Raw genomic sequence first — 18,685 nt, forward strand, 5'->3', positions numbered from 1 at the left:
CAGCGGCCACTATGCTCACCTGCATGCAGCCTGACTATCTGCCGGGTTGGGAGCCTCCAACAGGCACCGAGGCCGGATACGGAGGCTGGGCGGGACTACCGGGCGAGAGCGGTCGTGTTGGCTGGACCCCCCAACCACGACCCACGATGAAGCGGGCCCCATTGCCGCCGTTGCCCCACTGCGATTCGGTCTCCACATAGATTGGCGACTGAGGGACCGCGGCGGCAGTGGGAGCAAACGCGCCCGTGATCTGGGGAGTCTGAGGCGGAGCTGGCCACGCCTGCGCCTGGGCTGGTACCCAGGGCGGCGAGCTTGACATTTGCGACTGCGACGCAGAAGGATCAGCCATTGGAGGCAGAGCAGCCGGAGAAAACTCCTGGACAGGATACTGCGGCTGCATACTGTAAGGATGCTGGATCAGGCCCAGCGCCATCAACTCTCCGATCACAACATAGACCTGCTCTAGCGGCATCCCCAGACGCTGAGCGATCTGCAGCGGCGTTGTCTCTCCAGTAATACAGCCAAAGACACGCCACTCATCGGGGGTCAGAGGAATCTCCACGCTGCCAGAGCGCAGGGCCTGTAGATCAGGCGGGATCAGCCTGGCCTCGGGATGGATAAAAGAGACATCAACGCGCCGCGGCGTATAGGGCGTCATAATGGGGCGAGGAGCTGGCAGGTTAGCTGACGCCGCGGAGGTTGGGGCAGCCTGCTGGGCAACAGAAGGCTGTCGTTGGGCAGAGGCCGCTTCTGCGGCATTGGCCGTTGCGGTGGAAGAGGGAGCATCAGAAGCAACCGCCGAGAGGCGGGCCAGGGCATCGGGGTCAAAGAGCGAACTGAGATCGATGCGAGCACGCTCCTGGCGCTGAGGGGCAGCGCCCGTCTCAGGCAGAGCCTGAGTTACACGCGGTTGAGAAGTCGGGGCAAGCTGCTGGGAGATCTGTCCCGACCCCTGGGCGGCTAGTTGAGGCGGCTGAGGCTGCGATGAAGGAGAGAGAGGTTGCGACAACAACGGCTGCTCATAGGGCACCTGAGAGGGAGGCAGCGAACCAGGGTAAGCAGCAGCAGGCGCGGACACCGGGTCGGAGCCGGAAAACGACCCCTGGTTTTGGATAAGCTGCGACGACGGCGCAGGAGCAGAGTGAGCGGACGGAGCGGGCAAGAGAGTGGAGGGGGAGAGAGAGACCAGCAAGCGAGACGGAGGAGGTGTGCGCCCCTCTTCGAAATACACCTCGCCTGAGCGCCACGAGAGGAGGACCTCAAGTACGCGAGAGGCTTCGCGCGCGGCCCAGGCGCGCAATTGCTCGCGCGTTGCATAGCCCAGCTCCATCAGGATCAGAGCGATGCGAGTCTCGCCAGGCTCCTCACCGCGTTCCCGCAGGACAGTCATCGCGTTGGAGAGAGCAGCCTGGGAGATCACTCCAGCCTGTACCAAGCGGTCGCCCAGCGTCAGCTGAGCACGCACTGGGCCGATACAGAGCAAGCGCCCCTGGCTAAAATAGAGCTCCACCCAGAGAGCACCTTGCTTTACAACCAGCATCCCGCTCTTCTCATGGGCCTCCAGGCGCCGCAAGAGATCAGCCAGATTGACCCGATCTAACGTCGTCGCAAAACTCACCGTAGACACAGCAATTCACCGCCTGTCGCAATGCCCCTGCCGCGCGTGTGCGTGCATGCGTGTATATCTAAGTATAATTCTCGCCTCTAGCAAGCACGGCATGCGTGAGAGACATCAGCAATATCTACAAACAGAATACGACCCGAGTCAAATTCAACAACGTTGAGCAGCGTTGGCATCAAACGACCTTGTTTGACAGCGTGAGTATGACCCTATCCATCCACGGGCACAGCCGCATAAACACAAAATCGCACTGTCCCCACAGCACCCCCGGGCTATGGACACAGGCCAGCCGCTATCGATCAGCGCAGGACGGAGGGGGGGGGATTCGAACCCCCGGGGCTCATCGCCCGGCCGTTTTCAAGACGGCTGCATTCGACCGCTCTGCCACCCCTCCGCTAGATAGTTTACCACAACCGGTTTCAATTTGGAAGATTAGGGCCGTTGCGAGCATACCATTTGGGTCATTGTCTTATGCATTGCACAACAAGGATCGACAACATCGTGGACACTTTGTCATGGCGAGAACAAACATTTGTTAGAATCGCGTTCAGTGTGAAGTGAGCAAGGAGAGGCCCATCATGGGGCGGAGCACCTTGGGCACCACCACACTTCCATCCGCCTGCTGGTAGACCTCCAGAATGGTGGCCAACGTCTGCTCAATGCTCAGGGCGCAGGCGCCCAGACTGTGGGGATAGTCGATTTGACCAGCGGGGCTTCGGTAGCGGATGTTGGAGCGGCGCGTCAGAAAGCTCTCATGGTTGCTCACGGAGGCCAGGGGGAGAAAGCGGCGTTGGGCTGGTAGCCAGGCTTCGATCGTCAGGGTCATCGCTGCAGCGAAGGGCAACTGGCCGCTACAGAGCATGACGACCCGATAGGCCAGCTCCAGACGCTGCAACAGTGTTTCAATTTGAAACAACAGTGTTTGCAAGACTGTGTATGATTCGTTCGGAGCAACCAACAATAGCAGTTGCACCTCACTGAGCTGGTGCCAGGGCAGGCGAGCCGCACTTGGAGGAAGCGAGGCCGAGCCACCATCGCGGTGAAAGACGGGGGTCCAGGTGACCAAGCGCACGGGCATAGTCTCGGCAGTAAGCAGCATATCGCTGTACAGATTCACCAGAGATGTCGCGCCTCCGGGGTTCAGATAGAGTTCATCGGCCTGACAGCTATAGCTCTGGGTCTCCAGGGGAGGAAACTGTCCGGCGGCCAGCAGGGCACCGTATTTCATCAGAAGGGGCAGCTGAACCTCTCTGTAGTCCCACTCATGCGTGAAGAAGTCGAGGGCAAAGGTCACCAGCGCCCGTAGCAACCTGGCTCCCGGGCCGCTCACGACCATAAACTGACTGCCACTCAGGCGGCTGCCGGCGACGCTATCGAGTATGCCCAGCTCACTACCCAGCTCGCGATATGAGCGCGGGGGAAAATAGAAGCTCATGGGAACGCCCCAGCGGCGTAGCTCGCGATTGGCCGAACGCAAGAAGCCGGTGGGGACATCAGAGTGGGGCAAATTGGGCAATGGTAAAAGTGACAGGCGTAGACGTGTCTCCAGATCAGCGATCTGCAATTCCAGCTCTCGAATTTCCTCCCCGATGCTTGTGATTTGCTGTTCAAGCCGGGCGCGCTGGCTGACTGGAGTTGCCCGGCATTGCTCTCGCAGATTCTTAAGCGATCCATAGAGTCCCTCGCAGCGCCTGGTAAGGCCATCGCGCTGCTCGGCCAGGCGCACAATCTCCTCTAGAGCAACAGAGACCTGGCGTTTCTGGAGTCCTTTCCGTACTAGATCGGGATGCTGGCGCAGTAAATCAAGACTCAGCATACGCTGTTAGTATAGCATAGCAAGCGAGTAGAGCAAGAGAGTCCAGGTGCTGGCTTAATGCGCGCTTCTTGACCAGGGGGACGGGGCCGGACCAGAACGCCAGCGCCTTGCTTCTCCGGTCGCCGCTCCTCAATCTGATCAGCATGCTCACCTTTCTTAGGGGAAGAGGATCTTCTGCCACTTGAGTGCTCTCTATTGCGTTCCGGCGGCTTTCTCCTCTGGCTCTCGCCACTTGACAAGGCTGGCTCTTGCTGCTACCCTTCTCCCTGGGCGGATGAGTCATGCAGGCCGTGGCCCGACCCGTGTGGGATTGCCGCGAGGAGCGCATACGATGATCACCGTTATTAAGAAAAATCCGCAGGGTGAGGCGCTCTTCTCCTATCAGGGTGAAGTGCTCGCTGCTACCTCGCGCACTTGCATCATCCGCGCCTTCTGGACGTGGCCCGATCGCGATCTTGGCTATGCGCGCTTCGAAACGGGCGACTGTTTTACGGAGTATTATTATACTGATCGCTGGTTCAACATCTTTGCCATTGCAGGGAAGGATGGCCAGCGCAAGGGTTGGTATTGCAACATTGCTGAGCCAGCGGTGATCCAGGACAATCGTATCGAGCAGGTCGATCTTTTTCTCGACGTCTGGGTTGACCGTCAGGGGAGGGTGCAGGTGCTGGATGAAGATGAGTTCCAGGCAGCTACGAATTTGAGTGCGACCCAGCGTCACGGTGCTCGTGAGGGCTTACAGGCACTGCTAGAGATGGTCGCCCGCCGTGAGGGGCCATTTGCTGAGATAGGACCATAAGCCGGGACGGGACAGCTGTGAGCTGTGAACGCGTCTGTCCTTCACTCTGCCTGCCTGGGCAAGAAGGGCTCGCCAGTCCTTCTGCTCGGCAATTTCTTATTCTTATGCTTCATGTCTGGTCTGCCTTGCAGGTAGAGAGGGACGCCCGAGCAGGCTTGTCCGGCTGATGTCGCCAGCTGCATCCATCAGGCGGCCTGGCAGAGCAGCCGGCGTCGGTGGCCTCGGCAGACACCCAGGCGGATACCAGGCTGACTACCTCTCTCCCGCCTGTTCAGCCTGGTTCATTTGGCTGCCGTGCCAGTTCTACCTTATGGCTGGCATTGTTACTTCGCTAGCTGCGGGGACAAAGCTGGCCGTGGTCAGCTCATCATTCTCTGAGCGCATGATGCTTATCAGTTGATAGAAATGATCAGGATCGAGATTCCGCAAAGAGAGACTATTGAACTGAAGCATGCTGTCTTTGATATCAACGGTACTTTGGCCTTCGATGGAAAGCCCTGGCCCGAGGCCGTGAGCCGTTTGAAGCGTCTGGCCAGCTTTCTCTCTATCCACCTGCTGACAGCGGCGACACACGGCCAGGTCGCTGCCCTGGAGCGCAGCCTGGGCCTGCCGCTGCATGTGATCGATACGGGCGAGGAGAAGACACGTTATGTTGAGGAGCTAGGTCCAGCCAATGTGATCGCCTTCGGTAATGGTGTCAACGATGCCGGAATGCTGCGCCGGGCAGCCATCGGCGTGGCAGTCCTGGGACCCGAAGGAGTGGCGCGTGAGGCTTTGCAAGCCGCCGATGTGCTGGTGCGCAACCCCATCGATGGGATCGACCTCCTCTTCTATCCAAAGCGTCTGATTGCTACCCTCCGTCCCTAGCTTCTCAGGGCACGGTTGAAGTCGAGTCAGCAGCTCTGGCATGTTCAGAGTACCGGCAGCGCATGAGCGAGCGCTGGCAGAAGGTCGAGCCGTTCCAGCCGCTGCCAGGCCTCGCTCAGTCCAGTCTAGAAGCAAGGCCGGCGTGCCTGGCAGCAGACAGGCAGCTAGACAAACAGACAGTAAACAAACCGTCAACAGACTGTAAGCGGTCTGGGCTGCCTGCAGCTGGCTAGATTGTTTGTCCCCACTCACCCACTCGTTCAGCTCCGTGGAAGACACTGCGCCTCTCCACGCCGTCTGACTGAGCGGGTGTGGACAACGCGAGGAGGAGCATGATGCAGTCCCGTTCCCCCCACGAGATCGAGGCCGATGCCCCTGTTCCCACTGGCCTCGGTACAGAAGGCCGCTCCTGGCAGGGTCTGTTCTATGCCTGTCTGGCGGTTTTCTTTTTTTCAACAAGCCCCGTCTTTATTCGCCTTGCCACCCCTTTTACTTCTGTCGAAATCGCTTTCTGGCGCCTGGCGATTGCCGCCCTGCTCGTGTTGCTATTGGGGTTGGTGACGCGCCAGTCACTGCTGCTGAGTCCCCGAGATTTGCCGCGCTTCCTGCTCTATGGGCTGGTGACAGCTCTGCACTTTATTTTTTACATCGCCTCGCTGAGCTTTACGACGATCGCTCATTCTCTGGCCATCGTCTACACCTCGCCAATTTTCGTGACGCTCTTCTCCGCCCTGGTACTGCGCGAGGCCCTGCCAATGCGCAAGTACATCGGCATCGCGGTGGCAGTAATCGGGGTGGCCTTCATGGCCGGTTTTGAGCCGCACTATACCGCTTGCCAGCCACAAGAAGGACATTGCATGCTCCTGGGAGATAGCCTGGCTCTGCTCTCGGCTATCTGCTACGGGATCTATTCGATCGCTGGGCGTGGCGAACGGGATCGGCATCCGCTTTTCCGCTATACCTTCTATGTCTACGGTCTGGCAGCGCTTTGGCTGCTGCCGGTAATGCTCTACTTCGCCTTTGGCCATAGTTATCCGCTGCCAGCCCTGGGGGCTGTGATTGCTTTGGGAGTCCTGCCCCTCGGCTTGGGGCATACGCTTTACAATGCCTCGCTACGGACGCTGCATGCCACTTATGCCAATCTGATCGCCACCCAGGAGGTGACTGGAGGCATTTTGCTCGGCATCCTATGGCTGCATGAGATCCCGTCCTTGACAGCGATCATCGGCGTCATTGTGACCCTGGCCGGGATTATCAGTGTGCTGCTGTGAAGCGGGACGGTCGCTCGACTGCGAGAGAAGTGATCCACTGGCGTGAGCACTGGCGACAAGTGCCGGGTCGAAGATCCAGCCCTCATCGGGATTGCAGCCGACAGGCAGAAGCGCCCACAGACGATCTCGCAGCTGTTGGGGAGCGAGAGCGCTCACGTCCCCGCTGGCTTGCGCTGCCCAGGCAGCCTGGATGGCGCAGAGCAGGGCATCAAGACGGTCGCCACGCGCATCATCCAGGCAGGCAGATTGGCAGGCTGCTGGGAGAACGAGCGTCAGATCATAGCTCTGAGTCAATTCAGGAGACGTTAGAGACATCAGCAGGCGGAGCCGTGCCTGGCGATGGGCGGCGGTGTTCTGCTCTCGGCCCTCTCCTTTGTAGGGCTGGCGCCCCAGCCAACGTCGTGCTACCAGAGCAGGATAGCCCTCCAGGATAACACGCTCAGCCTCCGTCGGGTGGCAGGGCAGAATGCAGGCGCCGCTGGTCAGCAGACGCGGCGCCCCCTGCCAGAACATCCGGGCCAGAGGCACGCGTTGACGCATCAGGGGACTGCGCGCCTGAGCCAGAACGTCGGTAGGCCGGCGTGGCAGCTTCTGACCTGGCGGTTGGCCGGCGCTATAGCGCTGGAGAAGCGCCAGAAAGGAGGGTAATTCCAGCCGGGCTACGAGCGACACGTAGTCTGCCCAGGATGCCGGCCAGCCGAGCGCCTTCACGACCGCTGCGGGTAGACCAAAGGGGAGATCCAGGGCCGCCAGCCAGGGGCCAGGGAGACGCAGATAGGTTTCGAAGGCAGCCCAGTCGGAGCAGTCTTCCAGGCTCAGGATGGTCAGACGCCTGCCCTCTAGCTGGCCAACAGCCACCACTATCGGCTTACGATGGCAGGGAGCACTGGTGAAGTCACAGCCATAAATGCGCATCTTGGACAGGCCCGATCAGACAGGAAGGACCACAGAAAGCAGCCATCGAGCAGACCGCTCCGCTCGTTGCCTGGAGCCACTCACCTCATCCTATTCCATCCACCCCACCGCAGCATCTTCCATCGCCCCTATAACATCACAAGGCCACCAGAAGATGAAGTTACGCGCCCGATCCCGCCACGGCCTCAACCGCGCCTGGCCGGAGTCAGATCAAGCAAGAAAGAGCAGACAACCGCCTACTCAAGCGAGGCTAGAGCTGCGCGATCACACTCTTACTAATAGCACGCAGGGTCGCGAAGACCCCGATGCCACTGGAAGCCACCGCCTCGAAAGCTGGCACCCGTCGACGATTCAGGTAGCGGTCGAGCACGTGGACAGGCAAAGCCGAAGGGAGATCACGCTTATTCCACTGCATCACAAAGGGGAAATGGCCAAGATCCTTGCCGAGGCGACGCATATACATCTCCAGCTCGGCGATGCTCTGGACGTTCTCCTCAAATTTTTCCGCCTGAGAATCGACGACAAAGACGATCCCATCGGCACCATTGAGGACAGCCAGGCGAGTACGCTCGTAGAGAATCTGCCCGGGCACCGTATACAAATGGAAGCGAGTGCGGAAACCATGCACAGTACCGAGGTCGAGGGGGAGGAAATCGAAAAAGAGCGTGCGCTCAGTCTCAGTCGCGATAGAGAGCATCTCGCCGCGGATAGCGGGGTTAATGCTCTTATACACGTACTGCAGATTGGTAGTCTTCCCACAATATCCAATGCCGTAGTAGACAATTTTGCAATGGATCTCGTGAGTAGCGATATTGATAAGAGCCATAGAAACCAGTTACCTCGGAAGCAGGCCCTAATCGCGGAAAAGCAAATCGATTGTATCCTCGACAGAGGAACGGAATTCCACATTAATGACCGACGTCTTTCGGCGAGACGTATCGGCTTTGACGCGCGCGAGCACGCGCACCAGCTCATCGGTGGCTTTTTTAGACAAGACCTTCACCAGGCCGATATGGGTCAGTTTATCGAAGACGATCACCAGCAGCCACTGTTCTTCGACCAGGGTAGTATAGATATTCTCGTGCATGCCCTGCTGGAAGATCGTACGGAAATCCTTCTCGCCGAGGAGTTCGGCCACCTGGCGAGAGGAAGAGAACGCGCCGGCCAGCAAGGCGCCCAGGGAAGTCACATTGCGGCGCACCCCATTGCCGAAGTTAGAGATCACCTGGCCGCTCTTATCGAGCAACATCACAGTGGACGCGCTGGTATCGTGCAACAACTTGCTCAGTGTCGCCCGGATAGCCTCAAGTTCATGATCCGAAATAACCAGATTTGATAATTGCTCCATGTACGCGCCGCCTCCGGTCCGGTACAACAAGCTTAGCGTGCACAGCACAGGCACAGCTTCATGAGCGCCAGCGAGCAGCGGGCGTCATGAACAAACCGAAGCAAGAACGAAAGAACGAACAATAGAAAGAGAAACGAACGAGCAAGCCAGTGAGCGAGCGAGTGAGCGCCGGCGCCTGATCAAGCGATATCGAGCGCTTCGAGGATCTCATCGCGGCTACTTTTGACCAGATGGCGTACCCGCCCCAGCGCTGAAGCGGAGTCGAACACCGTCACGATCAGCGCGAAGTCGCCCAGGGGGTCAGCGCTCACCAGGCCATGCTCGAACTCGACAAGAGCGCCAACAAGCCCGCCGCGAGCGACCTCCCGTCCCAGAGCCTCCGCGGCGCTCAGGCCGCTAGTCATAATGGCCCCCACAGCTTCGAGGTCCTCCTTGCTATCGCGGGGGACCCCCTCGATAAGCAGGCCATCGCGTCCGACAAGGATGGCCATCCTCACGCCTGGGATGGTTAGGAAGCGGCCTAGTGCCTGCTTCAGGTCAACCATGCTCTCCTCCGTCTCTCACGGAACGCACCACCGCAACGGGTCGGTTGGTAAGTCGGTCGGTCGATCGATCGTATAGAATAGAATTGCCCTCTCTCGCCCATCAGCTAGCGAGCTAGCGAGCAAAAGAAGCCACAAGAATATCTGAACGGGTTGCACCTCGCGGCAGGTGGATGAAGGGAACACCGGTGCCAATTATTCAGCCTGTTCCCGCCTATGCTCTGCCATACGGGGACTGCTGGTATTGTATACGATACGGCTTGAGAGCGCAACCAGGTGAGACTTCTTGGCTAATGGTTATATGTAGATGGATGAGCAATACACCGGCTATCCCGGTCTCGGGTCAGACCTGGCCAGGAGCAGGATCGGCAGGCCGGGCCAGGAAGGGTGGTGAGCAGTTATCTTTCCCATCGACAGTCAGTACACTCTATATCAGGTAAGTGAGTACTCAACCAATTCAGGAGGAATTATGGACGAACCAGGGGCGCTGTGGCGCCCTTCGCCTCATTACTTCGCTGGTCGGCGAGGGGAGCGACCACGCTGGATCATTGTGCATGGGACCGCCGGTTTCGCCACTGCCGAAGAGGTGGTAGCCTTTTTTCAGCGTCCCGAGACGGAGGCGAGCACGCATTATCTCATTGCACGCGATGGGCGCATCTTCCAGCTTGTACGCGAGGCCGATGCCGCCTGGGGCAACGGCGCAGTGAGCCGGGGGCATGACCGCTGGTGGAGAACAATCAGCAATCCCAACTATGTGACGCTTTCGATCGAGCATCATAAGCTGAGGCGCGATAATGGAGACGAGCTGACCGAGGCCCAAAAGCAGGCCAGCTTTTTATTGATTGATCATCTGTGTGAGCGGCATGGCATTCCGCGACGGCGAGCCGATGCCCAAGGGGGCATTACCGGTCATTTCTCGCTCGATCCACAAGGACGTAGCTACTGTCCCGGGCCTTACCCCTGGGACGAACTTTTTGCCTACCTGGCTCGCAATGGCCAGTCTCAGGCCGCTGGCGGGATCAGGCCCACGCCTCAGATGCTCTCCCAGCCTCCTGATCACACCAGTACGGTTGCCGATAGAGACTCTGTCTGCGTAGCACTGCGGCAGCAGCTGGAAGAGCTGCGCGAGGTAGCGGCAGACTTCCAGCGCCGGCTGATCAACGCCGAGCTGGAGCTCGCCCGGCTCCAGGGCCAGGAAAAGCCACCAGGCAGCCGGCCTCCAAAACGCTAGTGCAGCAGAGCAGATCGCGCACCTTGCTGAGGTCTTGTCTCCGCGCCTGGCGCTGCTGACAGGGCTGGGAGGAGCGACGAGTGAGTTGCAGTGGTTGCCGGCCAGGGCTGCGACAAGCCACTGCAATCCACTACGATAGGCCCACTGATCCTAGCGGAACTTGGTTCCGTAGTTGGGCGCCTCTTTGGTGATCATCACATCGTGCGGATGGCTCTCACGCAGGCCGGCGCTGGTAATGCGCACAAAGCGCGTACGCGTCTGCATCTCTTCAATAGTGGCGCAGCCCGCATAGCCCATAGCCTGACGTAATCCGCCGACCAGCTGATGCACAAGCGGCCCCAGCATGCCTTTGTAGGGGACGCGGGCCTCAATCCCTTCGGCGATCAGCTGCGACTCATCACCGATATCGCCCTGGAAGTAGCGATCCTTGCTATAGCTGCGCTGCTTCATAGCCGCGATCGAACCCATGCCGCGGTAGTCTTTGAAGCGCTCGCCGTGGGAGATGATCAGCTCACCAGGGCTTTCATCGACACCGGCCAGGAGGCTGCCCAGCATGACGGTGTCGGCGCCAGCGGCGATGGCTTTGGCAATATCGCCCGAGTATTGGATGCCGCCGTCGCCAACGATCGGGACGCCATAGCGGCGGGCCACCCGCGCACACTCATAGATAGCGGTGACCTGCGGCATGCCAACGCCAGCGATGACACGCGTGGTGCAGATAGAGCCCGCTCCAATACCTACCTTGACGGCATCGGCCCCCGCCTGAATCAGGGCTTCTGTGGCTTCGCCGGTGACAACGTTGCCAGCCATAATCTGGACACGGTCGCCGAAGAGATGCTTGAGACGGGCCACGGTGTCCAGTACCATCTGGGAATGACCATGCGAGGTATCGACGACCAGAACGTCAGCCCCCTCTTCGACCAGGGCCGCGGCCCGCGCGTCGGTGTCGGGTCCAACGCCGACAGCGGCGGCAACCCGCAGGCGCCCGTACTCGTCCTTGGCCGCGTTGGGATAGAGAATTTTCTTCTGGATGTCTTTGATGGTAATGAGGCCGCGCAGCATGCCATGCTCGTCGACGACGGGGAGTTTCTCAATCTTGTGGCGATGGAGGATGTCGCGGGCTTGTTCCAGAGTGGTGCCTACTGGCACGGTGATCAGGTTCTCGCGTGTCATTAGCTCTGAGACGGGCCGGTCAAGGTTGGTCTCAAAGCGGATGTCGCGATTGGTGAGGATGCCAACCAGTCTGCCGTTCTCGACCACTGGGATGCCAGAGATGTGGAAGTGCTCCATAGCCTGCAACGCTTCGCGCAGCGAGGCCTCTGGCCCAAGGGTGACAGGGTCGGTGATCATGCCGGACTCGGAGCGCTTGACTTTATCAACTTCGCGCGCCTGGTCCTCAATCGAGAGGTTGCGGTGGATGACGCCGATACCGCCTTCACGCGCGAGGGCAATGGCCATGCGCGCTTCGGTGACCGTGTCCATAGCGGCGCTGACGATGGGGATGTTGACGCTGATGGTGCGCGTGAGACGGGCCTTGGTCGAGACGTCGCGGGGCAGAACCCGCGAGGCCGCCGGAATGATCAGGACGTCGTCGAAGGTCAACCCTTCACCGACAAATTTCTCTCGCCCATCTAGCTCAAACTCGACTGGTGCAATGGCAGGGTGCGCTTGCAGGTCGCCGATGGTTTCTGCTGTATGAGCCTCGGCCATAGCTCTCCTTCCTTTCCTCCTTCAACATACGCAAACGCCCGGCACGTGGTCCCGCGTCCTCCACACTGTGGAGTTCCATCGGTTGTTGTGCCGGGCCACTCGTTCCTCTTGCACGGGGTAGACGAGCACCGGATACGTACGGGACGCCTCCCTGCCGGGCTTGCTCTCTCTTCGCCTGGCCTGTCCGGCGCGACTGCTGCAGGATTGCGCTCTCGCCGCCGGGAGGTCGCTGGCTCTTCTCCCTCTGGCTTGCGTGGGAATGCTCACGTCTCTTTCAGAGGGCGCTTTTCTCTGGTCTCCTGCTCCTGCTATTACGCTGGCTTCCTTCGAGCAGCACGGCAGGCAGGACGCCTGTCCTTCTTGAGCTACAATGACTCTTTGACTGACACTCGTTCTCTCGCTGACCGCCCGCCGCCTCGGTTGCTCCGTTAGACTGGCTCCCTCCTCAGTCAGTCATTCCTCGATCAGCTGGTCAGCCAATCAGCCAGTCTCTTCCCTGACAACCTAAGTGGGGCGTCAGCTCGACGCTCTCAGCTGTTTGTTCCTTCTATAAGAACATATCTTTTCCCCCTCTGTCAAGGCACGGCAGAGAGGAGCAGCTCCCACTTATTTCTGCTACTTATACCTCCTCCGGTACAATATGAATAAAGGTGTTTCTTGTGTAAAATGCGAGTCTGGCCATGATGCGGGCCTCTCGCTCGCCATGACCGCTCGCCTGTTCCTATCTCCTCATCTGTCAGCACACGGAGGCGCAGGGTGGAAGGAGAAGAGGAAGGAGGAAAAGGTTATGATAGGGCAGCAACCAAACGGCAGGGATGCCACTATGCAAACCGGGACCGGTGGTCCGCCGGGCCGCGTTTCCCGGGCGATCTGCCCGCCAGCGCTCTCCCATTACTACACGAGACGGGCCTTGCCACGGCCTATCGGATCGCTTGATCTCTGTCTGCTATACTTCACAGCCTTGTTCACCCCTGGCCCGCTGCTGCAGCTGACCAGGGAAGGATCGTCGGCCTTGCTGGCCGTCGTCTTGGGCACGGTAAGCCTCTTGCTCCCTATGACGCTGGCTACTTCGCAGTTGATGGCACTGGCTCCCTCCGAGGGAGCACTCTATGCCTGGACCGCACGCTTACTCGGACCGTACTGGGGCACGGTTGTGGGCATCAGCGACTGGCTGCCCGGTCTGCTGGCCACCGTCAGCGCGCTGGCGAGTTTGGTGACGACGCTGCAGAGCCTGAAAGCAGGCTGGCTGGCAGAACCGTGGCAGCGAGGACTGGTGATCATGATCGTGCTGGCGCTGTTGCTACTGCTGGGCCGGCAACGGCAGCGTACGGTGCAGCGTATCGTGAACACGTTCAGCACACTGACACTGGCCATTGTGATCCTCAGCGGAATCTGCAGCCTGGTACTGCTGCAGCAGCGAGCGTGGCGGCTCCCACCCTCCTGGCGCCCAGGCTGGCCCGTCGCTGGGTCCTCACGCCCGTCTGACAGTCTGGTCGCTTTGCTCTATCTCGGCTATAGCGCCCCTTTGAGCATGGCTGGCGAGCTGCGCCCCGGCCTCGCTCCAGGCCGCCCATTGCTTGGGAGCGCCCTACTGGTCTGCAGCAGCTATCTGCTCGTCGCGCTCGCCGCTCTGGTCACACCCGGCGGCGAGCCGGGCCTTGTGCTTGAGATGGCCCTGGGCCACGCTGCTGGCAATATGGCCCTGGTCGGCTTGCTGGCATTCTACCTCTGCGCGGCCCTCGTCCATACTTCCGCCGGCGCACGCCTGCTGTTTGTGGCCAGCCTCGACGGCCTTTTACCAACTGGATTGGCCTTGCTTAACCGGGAACGAATTCCGTGGCGCGCTTTCGTGACACAAACACTACTCACCGGTGTTCTAGCCGCTGTTTTGTTAGTAGCACTGCCCCTGGTGCCATCAGAGGCGGCTTTTTCCTCAGTAGCTATGGCCCTGCCGCTGGCAACCATGACGCTGCTGCGCCTGTTCGTCGCTTTCTTCTGTTTCTATATGATGACGCTGCTCTCCTATCAGCAGCCATCCCTGGCCCTGGGAGGAAGAGCTACGGCTTCCTGGCTGCTGCGCTCAGGTACAATGGTGGGCGCAACGGGCAGCACCCTGGCCATGCTGGATATTCTGACCCACTCCTGGACCCCCATGCTCCCCAACTCTAACTGGACACTCCTGGTCGGTAGCCTGCTTATTCTGTGTATGAGTGCAGCTACTCTGGCAGCGCTGCCAGCAACGGCCCGGGCTAGCCGTCTTGGTCCTCGCCTGTTTCAGTGGCTGCAAGGGGAAGGTGATCCAGATGCAGGATAAGACTCACGCGCAGGAGAGAGGGCATCCACCGCTCCACTGAGGTGCTGGCTTTCAGCTCAGGTCGCTCAAGGACACCTTTTGCCGTTTCCCCAGCGCAGGCTCAGTGGAAAATCTCAAGGAAGTATACAAGCCGAATGCTGGCAGCTTGCAAAATTATGGCTGAAAAGTTACAATGATACACTGAGATCGAAATATTCAAATTATCGGTCTACTTCTTGTGTATCAGGAAGAGACGCCTCCGGGAGCATAGAGGTTTTCAGCAGTAGAAGTAGAAAGGACGGGTAGTAATAGCATGGCAGCTGAGTGGTGGCGGAGCTATGGAGCCTTCGATCCCGAAGACGAACACGGTCACTATCCACATTCCGGACAGGTTGTAGCACATTACCGCCGACAAAAGGGGTGGTCTCAAGCTGAACTGGCACGTCGGCTGGGCGTTCACGCGCGCATGATCTACTATCTAGAGAAGCAGCAACAGGGACTTGATTCGCTCAAGCGGCGGCGCCAACTGGTTGAGCTGCTGGCCATTCCACCGGAGCTGCTGGGGCTTGATCCCCAGCATCCGCGACTCATCGGCTCGCCGCCCTGGTGGGTACAGGAGGGCTACCCGGCCTTTCCCGCCGGGGATGACGGCTATCCGCTGCCAGGAGCGGTCATCAAGTATTACCGTCTGCAGCAAGTCAGACGGCAACAGAGTGGCGAGCGCTCCTGGACCCAGGCTGACCTGGCGGAGGCTCTCGGCCTGTCAGAGCTGGCAATCCGTCGCATGGAGAACCGCAGCGACTATCTGGATTCCTCACGGCGCCGGCGCATGCTCTCCGTGATCCTGGGCATCCCTCCCCATTTGCTGGGGCTAGATGCGCGACGCCCTTCAGTCCCTCGTTTCCCCCTTCCTCCCTCACCTACCTCTCTCCTCCTCAGCGAGAATAGCGAGGAGCCTCTGCTGGTCACCTACCAGCGCCAGCAAGCAGAACTCTACGCCGAATTTCGGGCCAGTCGCCAGCCGGAGCTACTGACACGAGCCTGGCGCCGTCTCACCTATCTGAAGCGGCTATTACCTCTTATCCAAAATGAGCTGTTAGATAATATCTTACGTTTAGAATTTAACTATGCCCAACTGGTGGCCGACGGGCTGGCTGACCTCTATGGTGTAGCGAGCGCCCTGCCATTCGTCCAGCACTGCCTGTCCATCGCCCGCAGTTGGGAGCAGGCCAGCGGCCAGAGCAAGACGCCGGGGGAGAGCATCTACCGCGATCTGCTGGCCAATGCTCTGATCGGGCAGGCGATTGCTCATTTCGAGCTGGGAGAAGCGGAGGCGGCTCGCCACCATGCAGGAGAGGCCCTCGAACGCTTAGCCGAGACTTGTTCTTCCGTTCAGCGCTTTGTACTGGAGGAGGCTGCGCACATTCTGGCCCACCTGGCCAGAGATGAGCCAGAGCGCAAGCAAGCGCTGGTACTGCTCGACCAGGCAGGCCAGTTGCTAAGCCAAGCCAGTGAGGATGACGATCCCTACCTTCTGGCTGCCGATGTCGGCTACTATCATCTCAACCGTGCCAGAACGCTGCTGGCTCTGGGTCAGGCACGCCAGGCCCTTGGCGAGCTAGACCAGGCCAGTCAGCATACACAGCCGCTCTTCACGACGCGCCGACTCTTCATTGTGATCTATCGGGCCCTGGCCCACCTGATGCTGAAGGACTACGAAGTTGCGACCTCGCTGGCAATCCAGGCCGCCGGCGAAGCACGGGCGCTTAACGCCCGGCGAGCCTTGGCTCACCTCAGCCTTCTCTACCAGCGTCTCAAGACAAGCCCCTATGGCGGTACGCCTGGCGTGGCGCGTCTCGGATGGCTGCTTGGCGAACGCTAACGGCAGGGCAGGAGGCCAGGCCACCTATTCCTTGACATCGCGGTTTCGCGTCAGCACCAGTGAGATGGTCAGAAACACCAGGGCATAGACGAGGAGGAGCAGCCAGATGTGGCGTACGTCGACCAGGTGCATGTTCAAAGGCTGCACTCCCGTTGAGGGAAGTTGTCCATTGGTGACGACGAAGCCCATGACGTTAAGGTTGGGACCAAGCAGGTAAGCAGAAACATCCTGCCAGAACTGGTTGTTAGTGAGCCTGAAGCCCAGGTAGAGCAGGTAGACCAGAAAGTTATCCGCTGGGAAGTAGCCCAGGGCAGCGCTCAGACCGAAGGTTTGCGAGCGCCCGACCACCGCCAGCGCCACAGCCATCAGAATCGAGATCCCCATACTACTGGCGACAGCCAGCGTGTAGAGACCAGCATCGTTCCAGAAAGTGGCATTGGCCGCTGAGAGAGCGTTGAGGTTGCCCGCCTGGAGAAGCGTGAGAAGGCAAGAGCAGATGGCCACCTCCACGATTCCCAGCGCAAGCGTGAGAACACCAACCAGCAATAGGGCCAGAAGCTTCGCCCCAAGGAGCTGGAGGCGCCCAACCCCACGCGCCAGGAGAATGCGAACGGTGCCAAGCTGACACTCCAGACCAATGCAGCGAGCCGCCACAACGATGAGGAAGACGCCGGCAAAGACGCGCAATATATCCAGGCCGCGCAGCTGCATCTCAAGATAGCGCAGCGGATCACGCTGAAGCTCATCTCTGAGAGAACTAGAACCGAGCGTCAACTCAATGAAGTAGACGCCAGCGACAAAACAAAGCACCAGCACCAGTAGAATCCAGCTGGTCCATTGGCGTGAGAGCTTGAGCAGTTCGGCACGCACCAGTCCCCAGAAGTGCGGCTGCAGCATCCTCACAGTGACCTCGCTTTGCTCGCGACCGCTGCGCTCACCAGCAGAGAGCATGGTTTCTTTCATCATCGTTAAACCTTTCCTCCCATAGCAACATCGTCACCAGTTAGTTGCAGGAAGACCTGCTCCAGATCCAGAGTGACAGGAGCCAGTGAGTCGGGGATCAGGCCAGCTTCGACCAGGTAGCGATTCAGCTCGCGCCCGCGTCCGTCGGGGGCAGGCGTTATCAGCTCACCTCTCTCCGTGAGACGGGCCGTCGTTCCCCACGACTGGGCACGCACAAGCCGCAGCGCCTCCTGGGGGTGCTCCACACGCACGACAAACTCGCCACGTCCGCGGGTCAGCTCTTCCACGCTGGCCTCCGTCACCAGCCGTCCCAGTCTGATGATCGCCACACGCGTACAGATTTGCTGGACTTCACTGAGCAGATGACTGGAGACGAAGATCGTTTTGCCCTGAGCAACGAGCTGATGCAGGAGATCGCGCATCTCAACAATACCGGCGGGATCGAGGCCATTGGCCGGCTCATCGAGGATCAGCAGCTCGGGATCATGTAAGAGGGCCAGAGCCAGGCCCAGGCGCTGCTTCATGCCAAGCGAGTAGGTCTTGACACGATCCTTCTGGCGACTGCTCAGGCCAACCAGCTCCAGGATTTCATCAATGCGGCGCTCGGAGATGCCTCCCAGCGATCTGGCTACTACCCGCAGGTTATCCCGGGCTGACAGGTAGAGATAGAGCGCCGGCGTCTCAATCAAGGCGCCAACACGCGGCAGCACCAGCTTCGGCTGCCGCCGCAGGTCCTGCCCCAAGATCTCGATGCTGCCAGCCGTGGGTGTAATCAAGCCCAGAAGCATACGGATAGTAGTCGTCTTGCCAGCCCCATTCGGTCCCAGAAAGCCAAAAATTTCGCCACGTCTGACTTCCAGATTAAGATCAGCTACCGCCAGGCGCTGGCCATAGCGCTTGGTGAGGCCACGCGTACGTAACGCCAGGCCATCAGCAGGCGCGGTGTAGCCGGCCCGGGGCGCCACGGCAGTCTGTACATTCCACGACATCTTGCCCTATTCCTTGCTTCTAATGAGTAGTAAGTTGTCCATAATCAGTGAAGGGCAGGGATGCCAGACAAAGGAGAAGAAAAGATAATCAGCTACTCCTCCCGTGCACCCTTTTCGCCACTCAGGAAAACATTCAGCTGAGCCTGGCTCCGCGTTACAGGCGGCGTTTCAACTGGCCCCCACCAGTGCCAGATGACAGCGCTCTCAGCAAGGAGGCTCATCCAAAGGGGGCCTCTCCCCCTCTGAAAGAGGGGCCTCTCCCCCTCGACGAGAGGCCATATTTCTGCTACCATGTGCGGCAATAGCAGGCGTGACAGCAGGGATGCCCAGCCGGTGGCGGATGGATCAGCGATCAATCAAGCAGACAAGCGGCAAAGACGACATAGAGCACGCCCGCTCTCCAGAGGTGTCAACAGATCCCCAACAGCTGAGGCACGT

Annotated in this window: 15 protein-coding genes and 1 tRNA gene; 6 read left to right on the forward strand and 10 right to left on the reverse strand. The window is 59.7% G+C overall.

The genetic code is table 11. The annotated features are described in order from the left end of the window. Nucleotides 1-34: 34 nt before the first annotated feature. The 3 genes from A4R35_RS08670 to A4R35_RS08680 form a co-directional block, all read right to left on the reverse strand. Nucleotides 35-1,627, reverse strand: coding sequence for a DUF4388 domain-containing protein (locus tag A4R35_RS08670; RefSeq protein WP_189361558.1), 1,593 nt, complete (start codon nucleotides 1,625-1,627; stop codon nucleotides 35-37). Nucleotides 1,628-1,931: 304 nt separating this feature from the next. Then, nucleotides 1,932-2,015: transfer RNA gene (locus A4R35_RS08675), tRNA-Ser, on the reverse strand. A gap of 153 nt (nucleotides 2,016-2,168) precedes the next feature. After that, nucleotides 2,169-3,437 carry an aminoacyl--tRNA ligase-related protein gene (locus tag A4R35_RS08680; protein WP_112428453.1) on the reverse strand — a complete coding sequence of 423 codons (1,269 nt, stop codon included), beginning with the start codon at nucleotides 3,435-3,437 and terminating at the stop codon, nucleotides 2,169-2,171. A gap of 331 nt (nucleotides 3,438-3,768) precedes the next feature. Here A4R35_RS08680 and A4R35_RS08685 point away from each other — a divergent pair, with 331 nt between their 5' ends. The 3 genes from A4R35_RS08685 to A4R35_RS08695 all read left to right on the forward strand — a co-directional run bounded on the left by A4R35_RS08685 (nucleotide 3,769) and on the right by A4R35_RS08695 (nucleotide 6,374). Next, complete coding sequence (locus A4R35_RS08685; protein ID WP_189361560.1) at nucleotides 3,769-4,236, forward strand: DUF402 domain-containing protein; 468 nt, start codon at nucleotides 3,769-3,771, stop codon at nucleotides 4,234-4,236. A gap of 405 nt (nucleotides 4,237-4,641) precedes the next feature. After that, nucleotides 4,642-5,103, forward strand: coding sequence for an HAD family hydrolase (locus A4R35_RS08690; protein ID WP_112428457.1), 462 nt, complete (start codon nucleotides 4,642-4,644; stop codon nucleotides 5,101-5,103). Nucleotides 5,104-5,435: 332 nt separating this feature from the next. Next, nucleotides 5,436-6,374, forward strand: a complete 939-nt coding sequence (locus A4R35_RS08695; RefSeq protein ID WP_112428459.1) for a DMT family transporter — start codon at nucleotides 5,436-5,438, stop codon at nucleotides 6,372-6,374. Here the strand turns inward: A4R35_RS08695 and A4R35_RS08700 are convergent. The 4 genes from A4R35_RS08700 to A4R35_RS08715 form a co-directional block, all read right to left on the reverse strand. After that, the gene (locus A4R35_RS08700) at nucleotides 6,291-7,289 is read right to left on the reverse strand and encodes a DUF429 domain-containing protein (protein WP_112428461.1); all 999 of its coding nucleotides are present in this window, start codon (nucleotides 7,287-7,289) and stop codon (nucleotides 6,291-6,293) included. The genes A4R35_RS08695 and A4R35_RS08700 overlap by 84 nt on opposite strands. 250 nt (nucleotides 7,290-7,539) lie before the next feature. Continuing rightward, a complete protein-coding gene (locus tag A4R35_RS08705; protein WP_069801542.1) occupies nucleotides 7,540-8,115 on the reverse strand; it encodes a GTP-binding protein in 576 nt (191 codons plus the stop codon). A gap of 27 nt (nucleotides 8,116-8,142) precedes the next feature. Next, complete coding sequence (locus A4R35_RS08710; RefSeq protein WP_052888162.1) at nucleotides 8,143-8,637, reverse strand: roadblock/LC7 domain-containing protein; 495 nt, start codon at nucleotides 8,635-8,637, stop codon at nucleotides 8,143-8,145. Between the two features lie 179 nt (nucleotides 8,638-8,816). Continuing rightward, nucleotides 8,817-9,182 (reverse strand): roadblock/LC7 domain-containing protein, encoded by a 366-nt coding sequence (locus A4R35_RS08715; RefSeq protein WP_112428463.1) that lies wholly within the window; start codon nucleotides 9,180-9,182, stop codon nucleotides 8,817-8,819. Between the two features lie 466 nt (nucleotides 9,183-9,648). Between A4R35_RS08715 and A4R35_RS08720 the strand changes: the two genes are divergently transcribed. Then, nucleotides 9,649-10,410, forward strand: coding sequence for an N-acetylmuramoyl-L-alanine amidase (locus A4R35_RS08720; protein ID WP_112428465.1), 762 nt, complete (start codon nucleotides 9,649-9,651; stop codon nucleotides 10,408-10,410). Between the two features lie 150 nt (nucleotides 10,411-10,560). Here A4R35_RS08720 and guaB read toward each other — a convergent pair whose 3' ends face one another. Continuing rightward, nucleotides 10,561-12,120, reverse strand: a complete 1,560-nt coding sequence (gene guaB / locus A4R35_RS08725) for an IMP dehydrogenase (RefSeq protein ID WP_112428467.1) — start codon at nucleotides 12,118-12,120, stop codon at nucleotides 10,561-10,563. 787 nt (nucleotides 12,121-12,907) lie between these two features. On the opposite strand from guaB, the gene A4R35_RS08730 reads away from it, so the two are divergent. Beyond that, nucleotides 12,908-14,434, forward strand: coding sequence for an APC family permease (locus tag A4R35_RS08730; protein WP_189361562.1), 1,527 nt, complete (start codon nucleotides 12,908-12,910; stop codon nucleotides 14,432-14,434). Nucleotides 14,435-14,726: 292 nt separating this feature from the next. Beyond that, nucleotides 14,727-16,295: a helix-turn-helix domain-containing protein gene (locus A4R35_RS08735; protein ID WP_112428471.1), complete on the forward strand. Its 1,569-nt coding sequence runs from the start codon at nucleotides 14,727-14,729 to the stop codon at nucleotides 16,293-16,295. Nucleotides 16,296-16,319: 24 nt separating this feature from the next. On the opposite strand, the gene A4R35_RS08740 is transcribed toward A4R35_RS08735, so the two are convergent. Both A4R35_RS08740 and A4R35_RS08745 read right to left on the reverse strand, forming a co-directional pair. Next, nucleotides 16,320-17,261: an ABC transporter permease gene (locus A4R35_RS08740; RefSeq protein ID WP_112428474.1), complete on the reverse strand. Its 942-nt coding sequence runs from the start codon at nucleotides 17,259-17,261 to the stop codon at nucleotides 16,320-16,322. Nucleotides 17,262-17,263: 2 nt separating this feature from the next. Further along, nucleotides 17,264-18,247, reverse strand: a complete 984-nt coding sequence (locus A4R35_RS08745) for an ABC transporter ATP-binding protein (protein ID WP_112428476.1) — start codon at nucleotides 18,245-18,247, stop codon at nucleotides 17,264-17,266. Nucleotides 18,248-18,685 lie beyond the last annotated feature (438 nt).

The organism is Thermogemmatispora tikiterensis, assembly GCF_003268475.1.
Lineage (GTDB): Bacteria > Chloroflexota > Ktedonobacteria > Ktedonobacterales > Ktedonobacteraceae > Thermogemmatispora > Thermogemmatispora tikiterensis.

Excerpts from the sequence above, each read along its gene's own strand:
- A4R35_RS08690 (WP_112428457.1), top strand. The coding sequence starts at position 4,642 with ATGATCAGGATCGAGATTCCGCAAAGAGAGACTATTGAACTGAAGCAT.
- A4R35_RS08705 (WP_069801542.1), bottom strand. The coding sequence starts at position 8,115 with ATGGCTCTTATCAATATCGCTACTCACGAGATCCATTGCAAAATTGTC.
- A4R35_RS08680 (WP_112428453.1), bottom strand. The coding sequence starts at position 3,437 with ATGCTGAGTCTTGATTTACTGCGCCAGCATCCCGATCTAGTACGGAAA.
- A4R35_RS08730 (WP_189361562.1), top strand. The coding sequence starts at position 12,908 with ATGATAGGGCAGCAACCAAACGGCAGGGATGCCACTATGCAAACCGGG.
- A4R35_RS08735 (WP_112428471.1), top strand. The coding sequence starts at position 14,727 with ATGGCAGCTGAGTGGTGGCGGAGCTATGGAGCCTTCGATCCCGAAGAC.
- A4R35_RS08700 (WP_112428461.1), bottom strand. The coding sequence starts at position 7,289 with ATGCGCATTTATGGCTGTGACTTCACCAGTGCTCCCTGCCATCGTAAG.
- guaB (WP_112428467.1), bottom strand. The coding sequence starts at position 12,120 with ATGGCCGAGGCTCATACAGCAGAAACCATCGGCGACCTGCAAGCGCAC.
- A4R35_RS08710 (WP_052888162.1), bottom strand. The coding sequence starts at position 8,637 with ATGGAGCAATTATCAAATCTGGTTATTTCGGATCATGAACTTGAGGCT.
- A4R35_RS08685 (WP_189361560.1), top strand. The coding sequence starts at position 3,769 with ATGATCACCGTTATTAAGAAAAATCCGCAGGGTGAGGCGCTCTTCTCC.
- A4R35_RS08745 (WP_112428476.1), bottom strand. The coding sequence starts at position 18,247 with ATGTCGTGGAATGTACAGACTGCCGTGGCGCCCCGGGCCGGCTACACC.
- A4R35_RS08740 (WP_112428474.1), bottom strand. The coding sequence starts at position 17,261 with ATGATGAAAGAAACCATGCTCTCTGCTGGTGAGCGCAGCGGTCGCGAG.
- A4R35_RS08715 (WP_112428463.1), bottom strand. The coding sequence starts at position 9,182 with ATGGTTGACCTGAAGCAGGCACTAGGCCGCTTCCTAACCATCCCAGGC.
- A4R35_RS08720 (WP_112428465.1), top strand. The coding sequence starts at position 9,649 with ATGGACGAACCAGGGGCGCTGTGGCGCCCTTCGCCTCATTACTTCGCT.
- A4R35_RS08695 (WP_112428459.1), top strand. The coding sequence starts at position 5,436 with ATGATGCAGTCCCGTTCCCCCCACGAGATCGAGGCCGATGCCCCTGTT.